General features: G+C 34.3%; 14 protein-coding genes. 8 read left to right on the forward strand and 6 right to left on the reverse strand.

Annotated elements, in window-relative coordinates:
- Window positions 1-161: 161 nt before the first annotated feature.
- Window positions 162-1625 (reverse strand): nicotinate phosphoribosyltransferase, encoded by a 1464-nt coding sequence (locus Q9B79_RS21855; protein ID WP_306187570.1) that lies wholly within the window; start codon window positions 1623-1625, stop codon window positions 162-164.
- Window positions 1626-1825: 200 nt separating this feature from the next.
- Between Q9B79_RS21855 and Q9B79_RS21860 the strand changes: the two genes are divergently transcribed.
- The 3 genes from Q9B79_RS21860 to Q9B79_RS21870 all read left to right on the forward strand — a co-directional run bounded on the left by Q9B79_RS21860 (window position 1826) and on the right by Q9B79_RS21870 (window position 5097).
- Window positions 1826-3094: a tetratricopeptide repeat protein gene (locus tag Q9B79_RS21860; protein ID WP_306187571.1), complete on the forward strand. Its 1269-nt coding sequence runs from the start codon at window positions 1826-1828 to the stop codon at window positions 3092-3094.
- 2 nt (window positions 3095-3096) lie between these two features.
- The gene (nprX, locus tag Q9B79_RS21865) at window positions 3097-3228 is read left to right on the forward strand and encodes a quorum-signaling peptide NprX (RefSeq protein WP_306187573.1); all 132 of its coding nucleotides are present in this window, start codon (window positions 3097-3099) and stop codon (window positions 3226-3228) included.
- A gap of 168 nt (window positions 3229-3396) precedes the next feature.
- Complete coding sequence (locus Q9B79_RS21870; protein ID WP_306187575.1) at window positions 3397-5097, forward strand: M4 family metallopeptidase; 1701 nt, start codon at window positions 3397-3399, stop codon at window positions 5095-5097.
- Between the two features lie 62 nt (window positions 5098-5159).
- Here the strand turns inward: Q9B79_RS21870 and Q9B79_RS21875 are convergent, their stop codons facing one another.
- Window positions 5160-5708, reverse strand: a complete 549-nt coding sequence (locus tag Q9B79_RS21875) for a TVP38/TMEM64 family protein (protein ID WP_306187577.1) — start codon at window positions 5706-5708, stop codon at window positions 5160-5162.
- 398 nt (window positions 5709-6106) lie between these two features.
- On the opposite strand from Q9B79_RS21875, the gene Q9B79_RS21880 reads away from it, so the two are divergent.
- Window positions 6107-6625 (forward strand): RNase A-like domain-containing lipoprotein, encoded by a 519-nt coding sequence (locus tag Q9B79_RS21880; RefSeq protein ID WP_306187579.1) that lies wholly within the window; start codon window positions 6107-6109, stop codon window positions 6623-6625.
- 15 nt (window positions 6626-6640) lie between these two features.
- Window positions 6641-6913 carry a hypothetical protein gene (locus Q9B79_RS21885; RefSeq protein WP_046198932.1) on the forward strand — a complete coding sequence of 91 codons (273 nt, stop codon included), beginning with the start codon at window positions 6641-6643 and terminating at the stop codon, window positions 6911-6913.
- A 49-nt stretch (window positions 6914-6962) separates the two neighbouring features.
- Here Q9B79_RS21885 and Q9B79_RS21890 read toward each other — a convergent pair whose 3' ends face one another.
- From Q9B79_RS21890 to Q9B79_RS21900, 3 genes are all read right to left on the reverse strand, one after another.
- Window positions 6963-8225: a VanW family protein gene (locus tag Q9B79_RS21890; RefSeq protein ID WP_306187583.1), complete on the reverse strand. Its 1263-nt coding sequence runs from the start codon at window positions 8223-8225 to the stop codon at window positions 6963-6965.
- A 234-nt stretch (window positions 8226-8459) separates the two neighbouring features.
- On the reverse strand, window positions 8460-9476 hold the full coding sequence (locus tag Q9B79_RS21895) for an LCP family protein (RefSeq protein WP_306187585.1): 1017 nt from the start codon (window positions 9474-9476) through the stop codon (window positions 8460-8462).
- A gap of 187 nt (window positions 9477-9663) precedes the next feature.
- On the reverse strand, window positions 9664-10842 hold the full coding sequence (locus Q9B79_RS21900; RefSeq protein ID WP_306187587.1) for a NupC/NupG family nucleoside CNT transporter: 1179 nt from the start codon (window positions 10840-10842) through the stop codon (window positions 9664-9666).
- A gap of 91 nt (window positions 10843-10933) precedes the next feature.
- Here Q9B79_RS21900 and gloA2 point away from each other — a divergent pair, with 91 nt between their 5' ends.
- The 3 genes from gloA2 (at window position 10934) to aspA (ending at window position 14332) form a co-directional block, all read left to right on the forward strand.
- Entirely contained in the window at window positions 10934-11320 is a 387-nt protein-coding gene (gloA2, locus tag Q9B79_RS21905; RefSeq protein ID WP_306187589.1) for an SMU1112c/YaeR family gloxylase I-like metalloprotein, read from the forward strand.
- A 107-nt stretch (window positions 11321-11427) separates the two neighbouring features.
- The gene (locus tag Q9B79_RS21910) at window positions 11428-12726 is read left to right on the forward strand and encodes a hemolysin family protein (protein ID WP_306187593.1); all 1299 of its coding nucleotides are present in this window, start codon (window positions 11428-11430) and stop codon (window positions 12724-12726) included.
- Window positions 12727-12898: 172 nt separating this feature from the next.
- On the forward strand, window positions 12899-14332 hold the full coding sequence (aspA, locus tag Q9B79_RS21915; protein WP_306187595.1) for an aspartate ammonia-lyase: 1434 nt from the start codon (window positions 12899-12901) through the stop codon (window positions 14330-14332).
- 40 nt (window positions 14333-14372) lie between these two features.
- Here aspA and Q9B79_RS21920 read toward each other — a convergent pair whose 3' ends face one another.
- Window positions 14373-15992, reverse strand: a complete 1620-nt coding sequence (locus Q9B79_RS21920) for an L-lactate permease (protein WP_000109131.1) — start codon at window positions 15990-15992, stop codon at window positions 14373-14375.
- Window positions 15993-16456: the final 464 nt, after the last annotated feature.

Genomic DNA, 16456 nt, shown 5'->3' on the forward strand with positions numbered 1-16456 from the left:
GTTGAAATTGACTCAATAAAATAATAGCAAATATTATTTTATAAATAAATAACGTTATATTAAAATTTACAAATAAAAAATATTTGTCTTATTATTTTAATATATTTTCCATAAAGATACACACAGTATGGAAAAAACAGAGAAGGGGAAGCTTCTCTGTTTTATTTTTGTATATTTTTTTCAACTTGTTCTCGAACAGTTTGAATGTAATTCATTTTATGATCCCAGCATTCTTGACTTAAATCGACAGGGTATTCTTCGGGATTTAAAGTGCGCATATACTCTTCCCAAAATAGCGCGAGACTCTGTTCATTGTATTTTTGAATATCCAATATGTCAGGTAGTGCATATGTTCTTTCACCGTTAACGAAAATGTCTTTATGCAGTTCGCGAGCTTCAAAGTTTGTTACAAATTTACTTATATAGGTGTGAACAGGATGGAACATTTTTAATCGTTCTTCTTTTCCTGGTTCTTCAGAATCTAATGCAATATAATCGCCTTCTGCATGATCATTAACTCGGTTGATAATGCGATAAATTCGTTTCAGTCCTGGAGTAGTGATTTTTTCAGGGTTAGATGAAATTTTAATTGTATCATTTAACTTTCCATCAGTATCTTCAATCGCAACTAGTTTATAAACAGCTCCTAACGCTGGTTGCTCAAAGGACGTAATCAATTTTGTTCCAACGCCCCACACATCAATTTTTGCTCCTTGAGATTTCAAGTGCATAATTGTGTATTCATCTAAATCGCTAGAAGCAATAATTTTTGTATGTGTAAACCCAGCTTCATCTAGCAGCTTTCTTGCTTTTTTAGATAAATAAGCCATATCACCACTATCAAGGCGAATTCCATAAAAATCGATACGATCCCCAAACTCTTTCGCGACGCGAATTGCATTTGGAACACCGGATTTTAATGTGTCATATGTATCAACGAGAAAGACGCATTTTTTATGTGTCTCAGCATATTTCTTAAACGCGACATATTCATCACGATATGCTTGAACGAAAGAGTGAGCGTGTGTGCCGGCTACAGGTATTCCGAAGCGTTTCCCAGCCCGTACGTTACTCGTAGATGAGAAACCACCAATAAAGGCAGCACGTGTGCCCCAAAGAGCAGCATCAAACTCGTGGGCACGTCTTGTGCCGAATTCTAAAAGTTCATCGTTATTTGCAGCGTGCTTCATACGAGCAGCTTTCGTTGCAATTAATGTTTGGTAATTCACAATGTTTAACAGGGCGGTTTCAATAATTTGTGCTTCGCCGAGCGGTGCATCGACACGTAATAAAGGCTCGTTATTAAATACAACTTCACCTTCTTGCATACTTCGAATCGTCCCAGTGAATTTCATATTTTGTAAATACTGAAGAAATTCTTCTTCAAATTGTAATTCTGCTAAATAAGCGATATCGCTTTCGGTAAAGCTGAAGTTTTCTATGTACTCTACAATTTTTTCAAGACCAGCAAAAACAGCATAACCATTCTCGAATGGAAGTTTTCGAAAGTATAAATCAAACACCGAGCGGCGGTTATGAATACCATCTTTCCAATATGTATAAGCCATATTAATTTGATATAAATCTGTATGTAAGGCATAGCTATCGTCTTTATAATAAGTCATCGCGAAACCACCTCCATAATTTGGTTATAGTATACCAATTTTTCACGGCTCGTAGCAAAGAATAGATATGAAAGTATAGTCAAGAGGGAAAAAAATGAAACATTGCATATTTTTTAGAAAATTAACATTTATCAATTTATATTTCTCAAGATTTTATGTATTATTAAAGTAATGGGGGTAAATGAGAATGGAGGAGGACAATGCAACAAACATTAGAAAAAATAGGCAAACAAGTCTTTTATAAGCGGCTACAGCAAAAAATGACACAAGAAGAATTATGTCAGGGCATTTGTTCTGTCTCATACTTAAGTAAAATCGAAAATGGAAAGATCGAAGCATCAGAAGAGATTCTACAATTGCTCTGCGCAAGATTAGAAATTGCCGTGACGGATTTGAGAGATGTAGAAGAGGATGTGAAGGGGAAGCTGGATGAATGGTTAAATGCACTCGTTCATTTGGACAAGCAACAAGTAGAACGCATATATGAAGAGTTGCAAGGTGAAATGAAGCATGTTTTGGATTTTGAAATTATAAATTATTATAAACTGCTTTATACACGGTATTTAATTATGAAAAGGGATATTGTTGCACTTGAAGAAGAATTAGATAAATTGAAGAAGGTATATAAAAAGTATTCTCCATTTCAGAAGTTATTATATATGTATAGTAGAGGGTTATTGTGCTGTTTGCAATATAGATGGAAGGAGGGATTAGATTACTTATTAAAAACAGAAGTAATGGCCAAGGAACAAGGGTATTATGAAACAGGCTTATATTATAATATAGCGCTTGCATATACTCACTTAGATATTCATCATCTTGCAATTCATTTTGTAAATATAGCATTAGAAGGATTTCGTAGTGAATATAAGTTTAGAAACATAATTAATTGCCAAATACTTATTGCGGTAAGTTATACAGAAAAAGGTCAGTATGAAGAAGCTTTAAAAATGTATGAGAGTATATTGAGAGAGGCTGCATCTTTTGCTGATAAGGATGTACTTTTAGCTATTACTTTAAGTAATATGGGAAGTATCTATTATAAAAAAGGCAAATATCAGCAAGCGAAAAAATATTATTTAGATAGTCTACAACTTCAAAAAAAAATAGATTTAAATTATTTAGATACAATATATGAAATGGCATTAGTATGCATTAAATTAGAAGAGTTAGAAGAGGCAAAGACATTAATTGATAAGGGAATTGATGCAGCAAAACAAGAAGAGAGGTTTAATGCAAAATTATACTTGCTTTTAATGCTTAGATATAAATATTTTGAAGAAGCAAAAGATTATAAAGTATTTCTGGAAAATGAGGCTATCCCGTTGTATAAATCTGCGGGAAATAAAATAGAATTAAAGAAAGTATACATTGAACTAGCAGAACATTTTTCCAGTTTATCGAGATTTGAAGAAAGCAATCGATATTATAGGTTAGTTATTGATTTAATGAATGATAAGGAGGAATAAAAATGAAAAAGGTGGTATTTGGAGCATTAGCGTTTATAGTGACTCTTACAGTTGTTGGAGGAATACATCAGTATAGCAGTAAACCTGATATTGTTGGTCAACAAGTTAAAACTGTTGAACAAGTTAATTTGTAATAAAAAACCCCTTTCCAATCGGAAAGGGGTTTTTCAATATTTGTTCCTCAAAATTCTACAAAACTTGAGAAAATAATTATTTGAATTTTTAGTATATTAATAGTGGAAACATAATGCTAATATGAAACTACTCTTTTTCAAAAAAATTTTTTATTAGGGGGAAGGTTCATGAAAAAGAAAAGTTTAGCATTAGTGTTAGCGACAGGAATGGCAGTTACAACGTTTGGAGGGACAGGCTCTGCATTTGCGGATTCTAAAAATGTTCTCTCTACGAAGAAGTACAATGAGACGGTGCAGTCACCGGAGTTTATTTCTGGTGATTTAACTGAGGCAACTGGTAAGAAAGCAGAATCTGTTGTGTTTGATTACTTAAATGCGGCAAAAGGTGATTATAAGTTAGGGGAAAAGAGTGCGCAAGATTCTTTCAAAGTGAAACAAGTGAAGAAAGATGCTGTAACTGATTCAACAGTATTACGTTTGCAACAAGTATATGAAGGAGTACCTGTATGGGGTTCTACGCAAGTAGCTCACGTAAGTAAAGATGGTTCTTTAAAAGTATTGTCTGGAACAGTTGCGCCTGATTTAGACAAAAAGGACAAGTTGAAAAATAAAAATAAGATTGAAGGCGCAAAGGCAATTGAAATTGCGCAAAAAGATTTAGGGGTTACACCTAAATATGAGGTAGAACCAAAAGCGGACTTATATGTATATCAAAACGGTGAAGATACAACATACGCATATGTTGTGAATTTAAACTTCTTAGATCCAAGTCCAGGAAATTACTACTACTTCATTGAGGCGGAAAGCGGTAAAGTATTAAATAAGTTTAATACAATCGATCATGTGACGAATGATGATAAGTCTCCAGTTAAACAAGAGGCTCCTAAGCAGGATGCAAAAGCAGTTGTAAAGCCTGTAACAGGAACAAATAAAGTAGGGACTGGTAAAGGGGTATTAGGAGATACGAAATCGCTTAATACAACGTTATCTGGCTCATCTTACTACTTACAAGATAATACGCGCGGAGCAACAATTTTCACATATGATGCGAAAAATCGCTCAACATTACCAGGAACATTATGGGCAGATGCAGATAATGTGTTCAATGCAGCGTATGATGCAGCGGCAGTAGATGCTCATTACTATGCAGGTAAAACATATGATTACTATAAAGCTACATTTAATAGAAATTCTATTAATGATGCAGGAGCGCCATTAAAATCAACAGTTCATTACGGAAGTAATTATAATAATGCATTCTGGAACGGATCACAAATGGTATACGGAGATGGTGATGGTGTAACGTTCACTTCATTATCTGGTGGTATTGATGTTATTGGTCACGAATTAACGCATGCAGTGACGGAAAATAGTTCTAATTTAATTTATCAAAATGAATCAGGAGCTTTAAATGAAGCGATTTCTGATATCTTTGGTACTTTAGTAGAATTCTATGATAACCGTAACCCAGATTGGGAGATTGGTGAAGATATTTACACACCTGGTAAAGCAGGAGATGCACTTCGTTCTATGAGTGACCCTACGAAGTATGGTGATCCAGATCATTATTCTAAGCGTTACACGGGTTCAAGTGATAACGGTGGGGTTCATACAAACAGTGGTATTATTAATAAACAAGCTTATTTATTAGCAAATGGTGGTACACATTACGGTGTAACTGTAACTGGTATCGGTAAAGATAAGCTAGGTGCAATTTACTACCGTGCAAACACACAATATTACACGCAATCTACTACATTTAGCCAAGCTCGTGCTGGTGCAGTACAAGCTGCAGCTGACTTATATGGTGCGAATTCTGCGGAAGTAGCAGCAGTTAAGCAATCATTTAGTGCAGTTGGTATAAACTAAGGTTTTAAGGGAAGTTATCAATAAAATACTTCGAAAATAAAGAAGGAGCATAGGCTCCTTCTTTATTTTTTTCTCCATTTTTTCCACAAATAAAACAATCCAACACACCCTGCGATTGTGACAATCCACTTCGCTTCATTCGTTCCATTCATGACATGATAGGCAGAATATACTTCGATTAGCAAAGCCGGTATTTTACCTATTGTACTGGCAATACTGAAGGAGAGTAATGACATTTTCCCTAGAGCGGCAAATAAAGTCACGATACTTGATGGGATGAAAGGTATTAATCGAAACGATAGAACGAGTAGAAAGGCCTCTTTACCTTCTACATAAAGTAGGCGTTCTACCTTTGGGTACTTATTTACTTTATCGTGAGTGAACTTTTGAAGGCCTATACGATAAATATAAAACGAGATAATAGCCCCTAATGCCTCACCGGCGATCGAAATAATCGTTCCGTTTACTACGCCAAAGAGCTGTATGTTAATAGCGGTTAAAAAAATACTAGGGATAACACCTAAAATACTAATGATGATGTTAATTAAGATGCTAAGTGGAATTGCGATTGAATAATAGTCTGTTAAGAAGTTTTGAATTGTTTCAGCCATTGTTTAAAATCCTTTATCTTTTTTTGCATTACACCATATTTCCATTGTATAGGCAAGTGTAAATTTACATAATGTAGAAAACGTTGATAAAACACAATCTATATACCTTATATGGGTAATAGGTATATAGAATCGGGGGTATATTTAAATTTTTGATAAACTACCAAATAAGCCCTGTTATTAAAGGGTTTATTTGGTGGTTTTAGGGAGGGTTTATCTCGGGAAATAATCAGAAAAACATAGGGGTATATTTTTAGGGGGCTCAAAAATAGCGGATCTATAAAAGTTAGGTGATAATATGGCAAAATAGGTAAGGAATTTAAAAAATGTGTATGTTTTTTCGGTGTGAAATTGACTTTTAGTGAAGTTACGATAATAATCATGAAAGAGGTGATATGATGAAACGAATAAGTAGTCTTTTCTTGGGTAGTTTATTGGCATTCATGCTGATCTTAAGTGGATGTGCAGGAAAAGAACAAAAAACAGAGAAACAAACAGGGAATCAATCGGCATCAGTAGAAAAAATTAGTGATAATATTTTAGATGAAATGGAAGGGCCACCTAAAAATGGTCATACGATTGAAAGACATGTAGGCAAATCAGAAGAAGATTTGAAGAATCGCTTGAAAACAGATAAAGTATCAGCAGCAAGTACATACTATGACAAGGAAACGGCAACGAAAGCTGTAAAAGATAGTTTGAAGCAGCATGATAAGGAAATTCAAGATTGGTTAAAAAATTCTAAAGAGGCTCGTCTTGTATTAAATACAACACATTCATTCCCGGTTGGAAAAACGGTAATAAAGAAAAATATGAATGTAAAAGACAAGTTAGTAAAAACTGTCACTGTTTTAGCGAGAGATAAGTCAGGAGATTTAGGATATAAGATCATTACTTCTTATCCATCTGATAAATAAGAAGGGGGAGTAAATATGTATACGACATTACAATATTTTTTTAAATCGTATTGTACGTTAAGTATCCATGAGGATGAAATAGTAGGTGTGATGGAAGAGTTTATAGAGCAAGAAGACGAAGAAATTGTTTTGAAATTACGCGATGAATTATTATATATGAAGAAAAAGGATGCTTGGGAAGAGGCGTGCGTATTAGCTGCGAAGCAAGGGAATCGTATGTGGTCGTTAGAAGAAACGAAAGACCATCTTGCAACTTTTTTAGTATTATTGCAAAAGAAAAAGGCGTGAGTAGATCACGCCTTTTTTGTTTGTTGAAACTTGTTCGTTTAATAGTGTCTTATTGTTTTGGAGCGCTTTTATATACACTTTTCGAAATTTGTCCGTTAGATACTACTTCACCGTTTTTTGTAACTTTTTTATATGTAACTGCTGTTATTTTATCGTTAGTCCTACTAATTACTTGAGAAGAAACTTCAACATTTTTACCAGTATTTGTACCGAAAATACGTGCAGTAATGCTACCTCCATTTGAAAATGTTTGAATATAAATATGATTACCTGTATTGTTTTTAAATTTTAAATCTGGACCATAATCTGCTACTGCTGCATCTTGCCCAAGTGGTAAATAATTTACGGGCATAGAATGATTGCTTCGAGAAACAATTCCTAAATCTGCTCTTAAAGCTGCGCTATATAAAGTACTACTAACTTGGCAAACGCCTCCGCCTGCACTTTGTATAACTTTACCTTGTGAATAGACGGCTGCAGATTTGTAACCATGAGCAGCATCAGTTACGCCAACGCGGTCATTAAAACTAAATGTTTCATCAGGTGCAACAATAACTCCACTTAAAGTATTGGCTGACTTATTTACGTTAAAGGATTGATTCCCATTACGACCAGCCATTGGAGTTGAGTATTCAGCAATTACTTCTTTAATCCCCATTTTCTGTATATCTTCTGTAGAACGTTCAGGTTTTAATAGTGTAACTGGTAATGTAACATCAGATGTGCCAGAAATAATTGCCTGCTGCGTTAAATCTGTTAACTTTCCTTTATCGATTTTTTCTCCATTTTGACTTTGGCTAATATTTACTGTAGAGCCTTCAATACTTAATTCAGCATTAACAGGATTTTTTAATGTTTCATTATATTTATCCTTCATAAAGCTTTCATAAGCAGTTGTATTTAATTGAGGTGTTAATTTGTAATCACGTTTTAACTCACCGTTCTCAGCTTGCCTCCGCATTTTGTAACGATTTATTGCGTTGCCTTCTTGTTCTTTAAAGATTTTGTCGATAATATCTTTTTCTTTATAATTTATCCCTAAATCTTTCCATGTGTAAGTTTGTTTATCATTTTGGAATATGTAGGTAAGAGATTTTTGATCTAATTCTGTTATTTTTTGATTAATAATAGCTTGAATATCTTTTTTATTTTTTCCATCGAGAGAAATACCTTCAAATGTAGTATTGGGTAATGCAGTAGTATCTAATTGATTATTTAGTTTGGATACATATTGATATCCGCTAACACCGCCTACACAAAGTAATATGCCTCCAGCAATTGCAGAACCGATTAGTATGTTACTTAGCTTCATTTATTTCCCCCCAGAAATTTTTGTATAAATATATGTATTACATTTTTTGTATAAAAATGATGAAAATAACATTATGTACGTACTAGTATACTATTATTTTCTCTATGCGTGTAATGTTTTTATAAAAAATGTTACACTGATGTAATAATTGTCTCTTTTTGTCACAATATGTACGAAAAATATGCTGGAAATAATAATAAAAAGGCTGTCTAGAAAGATCTAGCAGCCTTTTTATTATAATTTTTTATGTTCATTTTTATTCGTAACGCCGAGATGTTCTTGTAATTTTGTCGAAATGTTATTGACGCTTTTTTCGTTTGGAACGTAATAATAAATACCACCTATATATTTATCAGTACCTTCTACTTGCATTTTGTCCATTTTCAAATTGGAATCCATTGAATTTTTTGCAATTGTCATCATATCATCAAAAGTTAAATTTGTTTTTAAGTCTTTATCAACAGCGTCTAATAGACCACCGATCTTATTAATGGAATTAAGAGATAGTGCTTTTTGAGCGATAGCTTCTAAAACAAGCTGTTGTCGTTGACCGCGCATATAATCACTATCGATATGACGAGTTCTAGCTAGCGCCAATGCCTCTTCGCCATTTAAGTGTTGACGACCTTTTTTCAGGTGAATAGCATCTGCTTCGTCTTTACTATTTTGTTCTGTAAACTCAACTGGAACATCGACAGTAATACCACCAAGAGAATCAACAATTTTGATAAATGATTTAAAGTTGAATTTTACATAGTAATCAACTGGAACATCTAAAAAGTTCTCTACCGTATCAATCGTACTATCTACACCACCGAATACGTGCGCATGTGTAATTTTATCGTATTTCTCACGTGATTTAATGTAGACACGTGAGTCACGTGGAATACTAACAAGCTTAACCGATTTATCATTTTTATTAATTGTGGCAAGTAATAGTGCATCTGTACGAGTTGCTTTTCCGTAATTTTTGTCCCTAATTTCACTTTCATCAACACCCATAATGAGTACAGAAATGTTATCAGTCATAGGTTTAACAGCTTTTTCACGTTTGCTGGATTTATCTCCGCGGCTCAGTTCGGAATAGGCATTACTTAACACAGACTTTGCTTTACTGTATATATGGAAGGAATAGCCCCCTGCTCCAAGTGCTACAACCAGTAATGGAATAAGCAGGAACCAAAGTAGGCGTTTTTTCTTTGAGCGTCCTTTTTTGGCTCGAGTATCTTTGTTCATATCGGATTTCATCATTTTTTCTCCTTTAAAACTATCAAAGTATATACATCTAGAAGCGCATTCAAACACATAAAAAATATTGTACGCTAAATAAAAGCGATTGTACATGTATAAAAAATAGATGTCTTGATTATTTATAAAGACATCTATTCGTTATTGTATACAAAAGATAGGGATAAGAAAATGATAAAATTTTACCTGGTTACAACATAATGCTTACGATAATTGCAGATAAAATGCTAACGAGAGTAGCTCCATATAGTAATTTAAGGCCAAATCTGGCAACAACGTTTCCTTGTTCCTCGTTTAATCCTTTTACCGCACCTGAAATAATGCCGATAGAAGAAAAGTTAGCAAAAGAAACGAGAAAAACAGAAATAATACCAATTGTACGGGGAGAGAGGCTATTAGAAATTTTACTAAGGTCCATCATTGCTACAAATTCATTTGTTACAAGCTTCGTTGCCATAATGCTACCAGCTGTGACAATTTCAGAACTTGGTACACCGATAAGGAATGCAATAGGCGCAAAGACGTACCCAATTAATTGCTGGAAAGTAATGCCGAATATAATAAGGAATAGGTCATTAATGCAACTCATTAATGCGACGAATCCGATGAGCATAGCGCCGACAACGATTGCTACGCGAAAACCATCTAGAATGTATTCCCCAAGCATTTCAAAAAAGCTTTGCTTTTCTCCTTTAATTACTAAAATATCCTCGTCATCTTTCACATCGTAAGGGTTAATGATGAGTACGATAATAAACCCACTAAATAAATTGAGAACGAGTGCGGTTACTACATATTTAGGTTCGATCATTGTCATATAGGCACCTACGATAGACATAGATACGGTTGACATGGCAGAAGCACAAAGTGTATAAAGACGGTGTTTTGGAATTTGAGCTAATTGTTTTTTTACCGTAATAAAAACTTCTGATTGGCCGACAATGGCAGATGCGATAGCGTTGTAAGATTCTAATTTCCCAAGACCATTTATTTTGCTAAGGAAGTAACCGATCCAACGAATAAAGAATGGTAGTATTTTGAAATGTTGTAGTATGCCAATTAAAACGGAAATGAAGACGATTGGTAATAATACAGTAAGGAAAAATGGCATTTCACCTTTATTGGCAAGTCCCCCAAATACGAAGTTTATACCATCAGCGGCATACTCGAGTAGCTTTGTAAACAGACTGGAAATGACCCGAATAAGTATGAGGCCGATTTCTGTATTTAATAATAAATAGGTTAAAATTAACTGTATAATAAGCATGATGAAAATTGGTTTAAATTTAATATGTTTCTTATTGTTGCTAGCAATATAAGCAAGGAAGAAAACAACGATAAGTCCCACGAAAAAAGTAATGAATTTCATAGTAACCCCCCTAAAAGAGATATTCTGCTATATATGTTTTTCATTTCAAGAGAGAATATGCATCTTTGGTAAAGAAAGGAATAGAGAGAACATGAATATATGTGGAGTGCATCACGTTGCAATTATTTGCTCAAATTATGAACTGTCAAAGGATTTTTATACCCGGATATTAGGTTTTAAAGCGATAAATGAAGTATATAGAAAGGAACGAGATTCTTATAAGTTAGATTTATGTGTAGGGGAAGAGTATCAAATTGAATTATTTTCATTTCCAAGTCCCCCTGAGCGCCGAAGTTTCCCAGAAGCGGCTGGACTTAGACATTTAGCATTTGCTGTTACAAATATAGCAGAAGCTGTAAAGCAGTTAAAGCATTGCGGTGTAGAGACTGAATCCATTCGTACGGATGAAATAACTGGGAAAAAATTCGTCTTTTTCCAAGATCCTGATGGCTTGCCTTTAGAATTGTATGAGGTTTGAAATTGGTGAATTTTATATAGGGTTGCTTTTGTGTAAATGAAGAAACTAAAGTGAAACTTCTTTCTTAAAGGAGGTGTAACTTTAGCTAAGAAAGCTAAAGGGTATATGTGGATATTATAAAATTACTGATGGTCGCCATTCTTATTGCATTAACAGGTTTTTTTGTAGCTGTTGAGTTTGCAATTATTAAGGTACGTAGCAGTCGTATTGATCAACTCGTTAGTGAAAAGCGACGAGGAGCATTGGCAGCTAAAAAAGTAACTTCAAATTTAGATGAGTATTTATCAGCATGTCAGTTAGGTATTACAATTACTGCTTTAGGGCTTGGGTGGTTAGGCGAGCCGACTATAAAACATTTACTCGAGCCGTTGTTTTTGAAACTACATGTATCTCCTGCAATTTCCAGTACAGTTTCATTTATTATTGCCTTTGCAGTAATTACATTTTTACATGTTGTCATTGGTGAACTTGCCCCGAAGACGTTCGCTATACAAAAAGCGGAGCAAGTTAGCTTATTATTATCAAAGCCACTTATTTATTTTTACCGAGTTATGTATCCTTTTATTTGGGCTTTAAATGGTTCTGCGAGACTTGTAACAGGTTTATTCGGATTACATCCGGCTTCTGAACATGAAGTGGCTCATTCGGAGGAAGAGTTACGATTAATCTTATCTGAGAGTTATGAGAGCGGAGAGATTAATCAAAGGGAGTTTAAATATGTAAATAATATTTTTGAGTTTGATAATAGAGTCGCAAAGGAAATTATGGTACCTCGTACGGAAATTGTAGGTTTATATGAGGACGAACCATTTGAAACACATATTAAAATAATCGCACAAGAAAAATATACGAGGTATCCCGTATTTGGTGAAGATAAAGATGAAATTATTGGGATGGTGAATGTAAAGGATTTATTTATTCGTTATATGGATGGTAATCGAGATGAGGATTGCTCGATTACGCCATATACAAGGCCAGTTATTGAAGTGTTAGAAAATATCCCAATTCATGATTTATTATTACAAATGCAAAGAAAACGAATTCCCTTAGCTGTATTATATGATGAATATGGTGGTACAGCGGGAATTGTTACACTAGAGGATATTTTAGAAGAAATTGTTGGAGAAATCCGAGATGAATACGATGAAGATGAACACCCTCCTATAGAACATATAAGTGAAGGGTGTAAGATTGTAGATGGAAAAGTGCTTATTAGTGAAATAAATGATTTATTTGGCATACATTTAATCGCTGATGATGTAGATACAATTGGTGGCTGGATTATGGTACAAAAGCAAGTCGTTGCTGAAGGAGATATTATTGAAAAATTCGGCTTTTCTTTTAAAGTTCTTGAAAAAGATATGCATCAAATTAAACGAGTCGAAGTAAAGAAGGTAGAAGAATGATTTTCTGTAAATATTTACAAAAAGTATATATAGAAAAATAAATGTTTGCGCTTTCAAAATAGGTGCTATATAGTGAAGGTGGATACTGAAAAATTCTTCTGCATGATACTCGTATTTTTAGAGGGCGAATTTTTGGGATAAGGATTTAGAATGAAAAGTATAGGTGATGAAAATGATAGCAACGAAGGATATACGTATAGAAAAAGACTTTTTAGGTGAAAAGGAAGTACCAAATGTAGCTTATTATGGTGTACAAACATTACGTGCTGTAGAAAACTTTCCGATTACAGGATATCGCATTCATCCGTCACTCATTACGGCAATGGCAATTGTGAAAAAAGCGGCGGCACTTGCAAATATTGATACTGGTTACTTAGCGAAAGATATTGGACATGAAATTGCAGAGGCAGCACAAGAAATTGTTGATGGAAAATTTCATGATCAATTTATCGTAGATCCAATTCAAGGCGGTGCTGGAACTTCTATTAATATGAATACAAATGAAGTAATCGCTAATCGAGCGTTAGAACGTATGGGATATGAAAAAGGCGAGTATGCAAAGATTAGTCCAAACACGCATGTGAATATGGCTCAATCAACGAATGATGCGTTTCCAACGGGAATTCATATTGCAACTCTTATGATGTTAGAAGAGCTTCTTATTACAATGGAAGAACTTCATGCTGCATTCTGTGCAAAGGCAAAAGAGTTCGATCACGTTATTAAAATGGGGCGTACACATTTACAAGATGCTGTTCCGATTCGTCTTGGACAAGAATTCGAAGCGTATAGCAGAGTGCTTGAGCGTGATATAAAAAGAATTCAACAGTCTCGTCAACATTTATATGAAGTAAACATGGGGGCGACAGCTGTTGGTACAGGATTAAATGCAAACCCTATGTACATTGAACAAGTGGTTAAACATTTACGAACATTTAGTGGATTCCCGCTTGTTGGTGCAGAGCATTTAGTTGATGCAACGCAAAACACAGATGCATACACAGAAGTATCTGCGGCATTAAAAGTATGTATGATGAACATGTCTAAAATTGCGAATGATCTTCGTATTATGGCATCTGGTCCACGTGTTGGATTGGCGGAAATTCAATTGCCAGCTCGTCAACCAGGTTCATCTATTATGCCAGGGAAAGTAAATCCTGTTATGGCAGAAGTGATTAATCAAGTTGCTTTCCAAGTAATTGGTAATGATCATACAATTTGCTTAGCATCAGAAGCAGGACAATTAGAGTTAAACGTAATGGAGCCTGTACTTGTGTTTAATCTAATTCAATCTATTAGTATTATGAATAACGGATTCCGTGTATTCCGTGAATATTGTATTAAAGGAATTACAGCAAATGAAGAATTGCTGAAGCAATATGTTGAGAAAAGTGTTGGAATTATTACGGCAGTTAACCCTCATATTGGCTATGAAGCAGCATCTCGTATTGCACGTGAAGCAATTGAAACAGGGAAATCTGTTAGGGAGTTATGTCTAGAACATGGTGTACTGACAGAAGAAGAATTGGATATTATTTTAGATCCATTCGAAATGACGCATCCTGAAATTGCTGGTGCTTCTTTACTAAAGAATAAGAAGATGTAATGTGAAAAAATACCGATCCATTTGGATCGGTATTTTATTTTTAAAAGATATTAAATACAGCATTTAATTGAAGTAAGCTAATAATAGCTAAGAAGATTAAACTATATTTCATCACTGTTTTAAATAGAGCCGATTCTTTACCAACTAGTCCAACTGCCGCACAAGCAACTGCTACGGATTGTGGTGAAACCATTTTTGCTATTGTGCCACCAACTACGTTTAATGAAACGAGAGTAGATGGTACGATGTTTAATTGATCGGCAGTTACTGCTTGAAGTGGTGCGAATAGTGAACCACTAGATACTACTGAACCAGTAATGAATACGCCAATCCATCCTAAGATTGGAGAAAGAATAGGGAATGCATTTCCAGTAGAAGAGAATGCAAGTCCAAGTGTAGATGACATACCAGAGTAGTTCTCTACGTAAGCTAAAGCGATAACGCTACAAATTGTATATACTGGAACCTTTAATTCTTTTATTGTTTCAATCATTAATTCTTTAATCATTTTGCCGTTTACACGGTAGACGATAAGTGAAACGATAATTGCTAATACAATCGCAGTAGTTGTAGAAGAGAATACATCTAGTTTGAAAATCGCTGCGAAAGGTGTATCAGCTTTTGTGATTGGTGCAGTTTTAATAACTTGATTATGAAGACCAGGGAATTGAATGTTAAATACTAAGTTTGCTAATGGACCATCCGGAGCAAATAACGCTTTAATTGGTTTTAAATTAAAGATTGTTACAAATGCAGTTAAGAATACGAATGGAGACCAAGCATATAAAATTTGATTGAATGTATGAGATTCTTTTTCTTCTTGTTTTTCTTCTTTAGCAGAAGATTTTGGTTGCCAAACACGTAAGAATAATGCAAGAGCGACCATACTTACGACTGCTGCGAAAATATTAGTAAGTTCAGCGCCTAAGAAGTAAGTTACAACGAACTGAGTAATTGCGAAAGAAACACCACTTACAAGAATACCTTGCCAAGTTTCTTTAATGCCTTTAAATCCATCTACCATTGAAACAAGTAAGAACGGTAAAACAATGCTAATGAATGGCAAAATGTAAACTGCTTGACGACCGACAGTTAATGCATCTATTCCAGTTAATTGTGCAGGTACTGTAACTGGAATACCCATAGCCCCCATAGCACCGCCAGCGATATTAGCTACTAAGCAAATACCCGCTGCTTTTAATGGATTAAAGCCCATACCTACAAGTAATGCAGCTGTAATAGCAACCGGAACACCGAAACCAGCTGCGCCTTCTAAGAAAGCGCCGAAAGAATAAGCGATTAATAATACTTGTAAACGTTGATCATTTGTAATACTTGAAATACTATCACGAATGACATTGAATTGTTCTGTTTTAACAGTTAATTTGTAAAGGAAGATAGCTGCGATAACGATAGTACAAATTGGATAAAATCCAGATAAAACACCAAATCCGGCAGATGCTACTGCTGCAGTTGTAGGCATTTTATAAACAAATATAGCAAGAATAATAGCAACAATTACACTGTAAAGACCAGCCATGTAACCTTTCATTTTGAATCCCACTAAACAAATAATGAAGCAAAAAATTGGAAGTGCTGCGATTAGAGCAGATAACCAAATATTGTTTAATGGGTCATAAATTTGTGTCCAAGTACTCATAATAATGACAACTCCTATCTATTTTATGTGAAGAAATTCACATTATTTGTGAAACTATTCACAATCAACTTACATGCTTAGTATATTCTCCTTCAACACTATTGTCAACGTAAAAAAGTATAATTATTCCATAATAGTGTTAAAAGAAATACTTTGTTCATAAAGTAGACAAAAAGCCCATTCAAATAGACTTGAGCGGGCTAGATAAATTATTTGCATATTCTTTTCTTTTATTATTGATCTTACAACTCTATATTAGAAGCCGTTTTTATATCGAATAGGAAAGGATGCAGAAGTATTTAATATTTGCTAGGTTCGTATAGCTTGTCCTATTTGATCAAGTCAGAAAGGGGACAGTGAATACATCTAATAGGAAGTATTCCGTCACAGTTTAAGTTATTAAATACGAATTAAAAAGCAATGAGTTAATTTTTAATGTTACGGCATCTTTTTTTTACTGAAAA

The organism is Bacillus sp. MHSD_36, from assembly GCF_030757775.1.
Taxonomy (GTDB): Bacteria; Bacillota; Bacilli; order Bacillales; family Bacillaceae_G; genus Bacillus_A.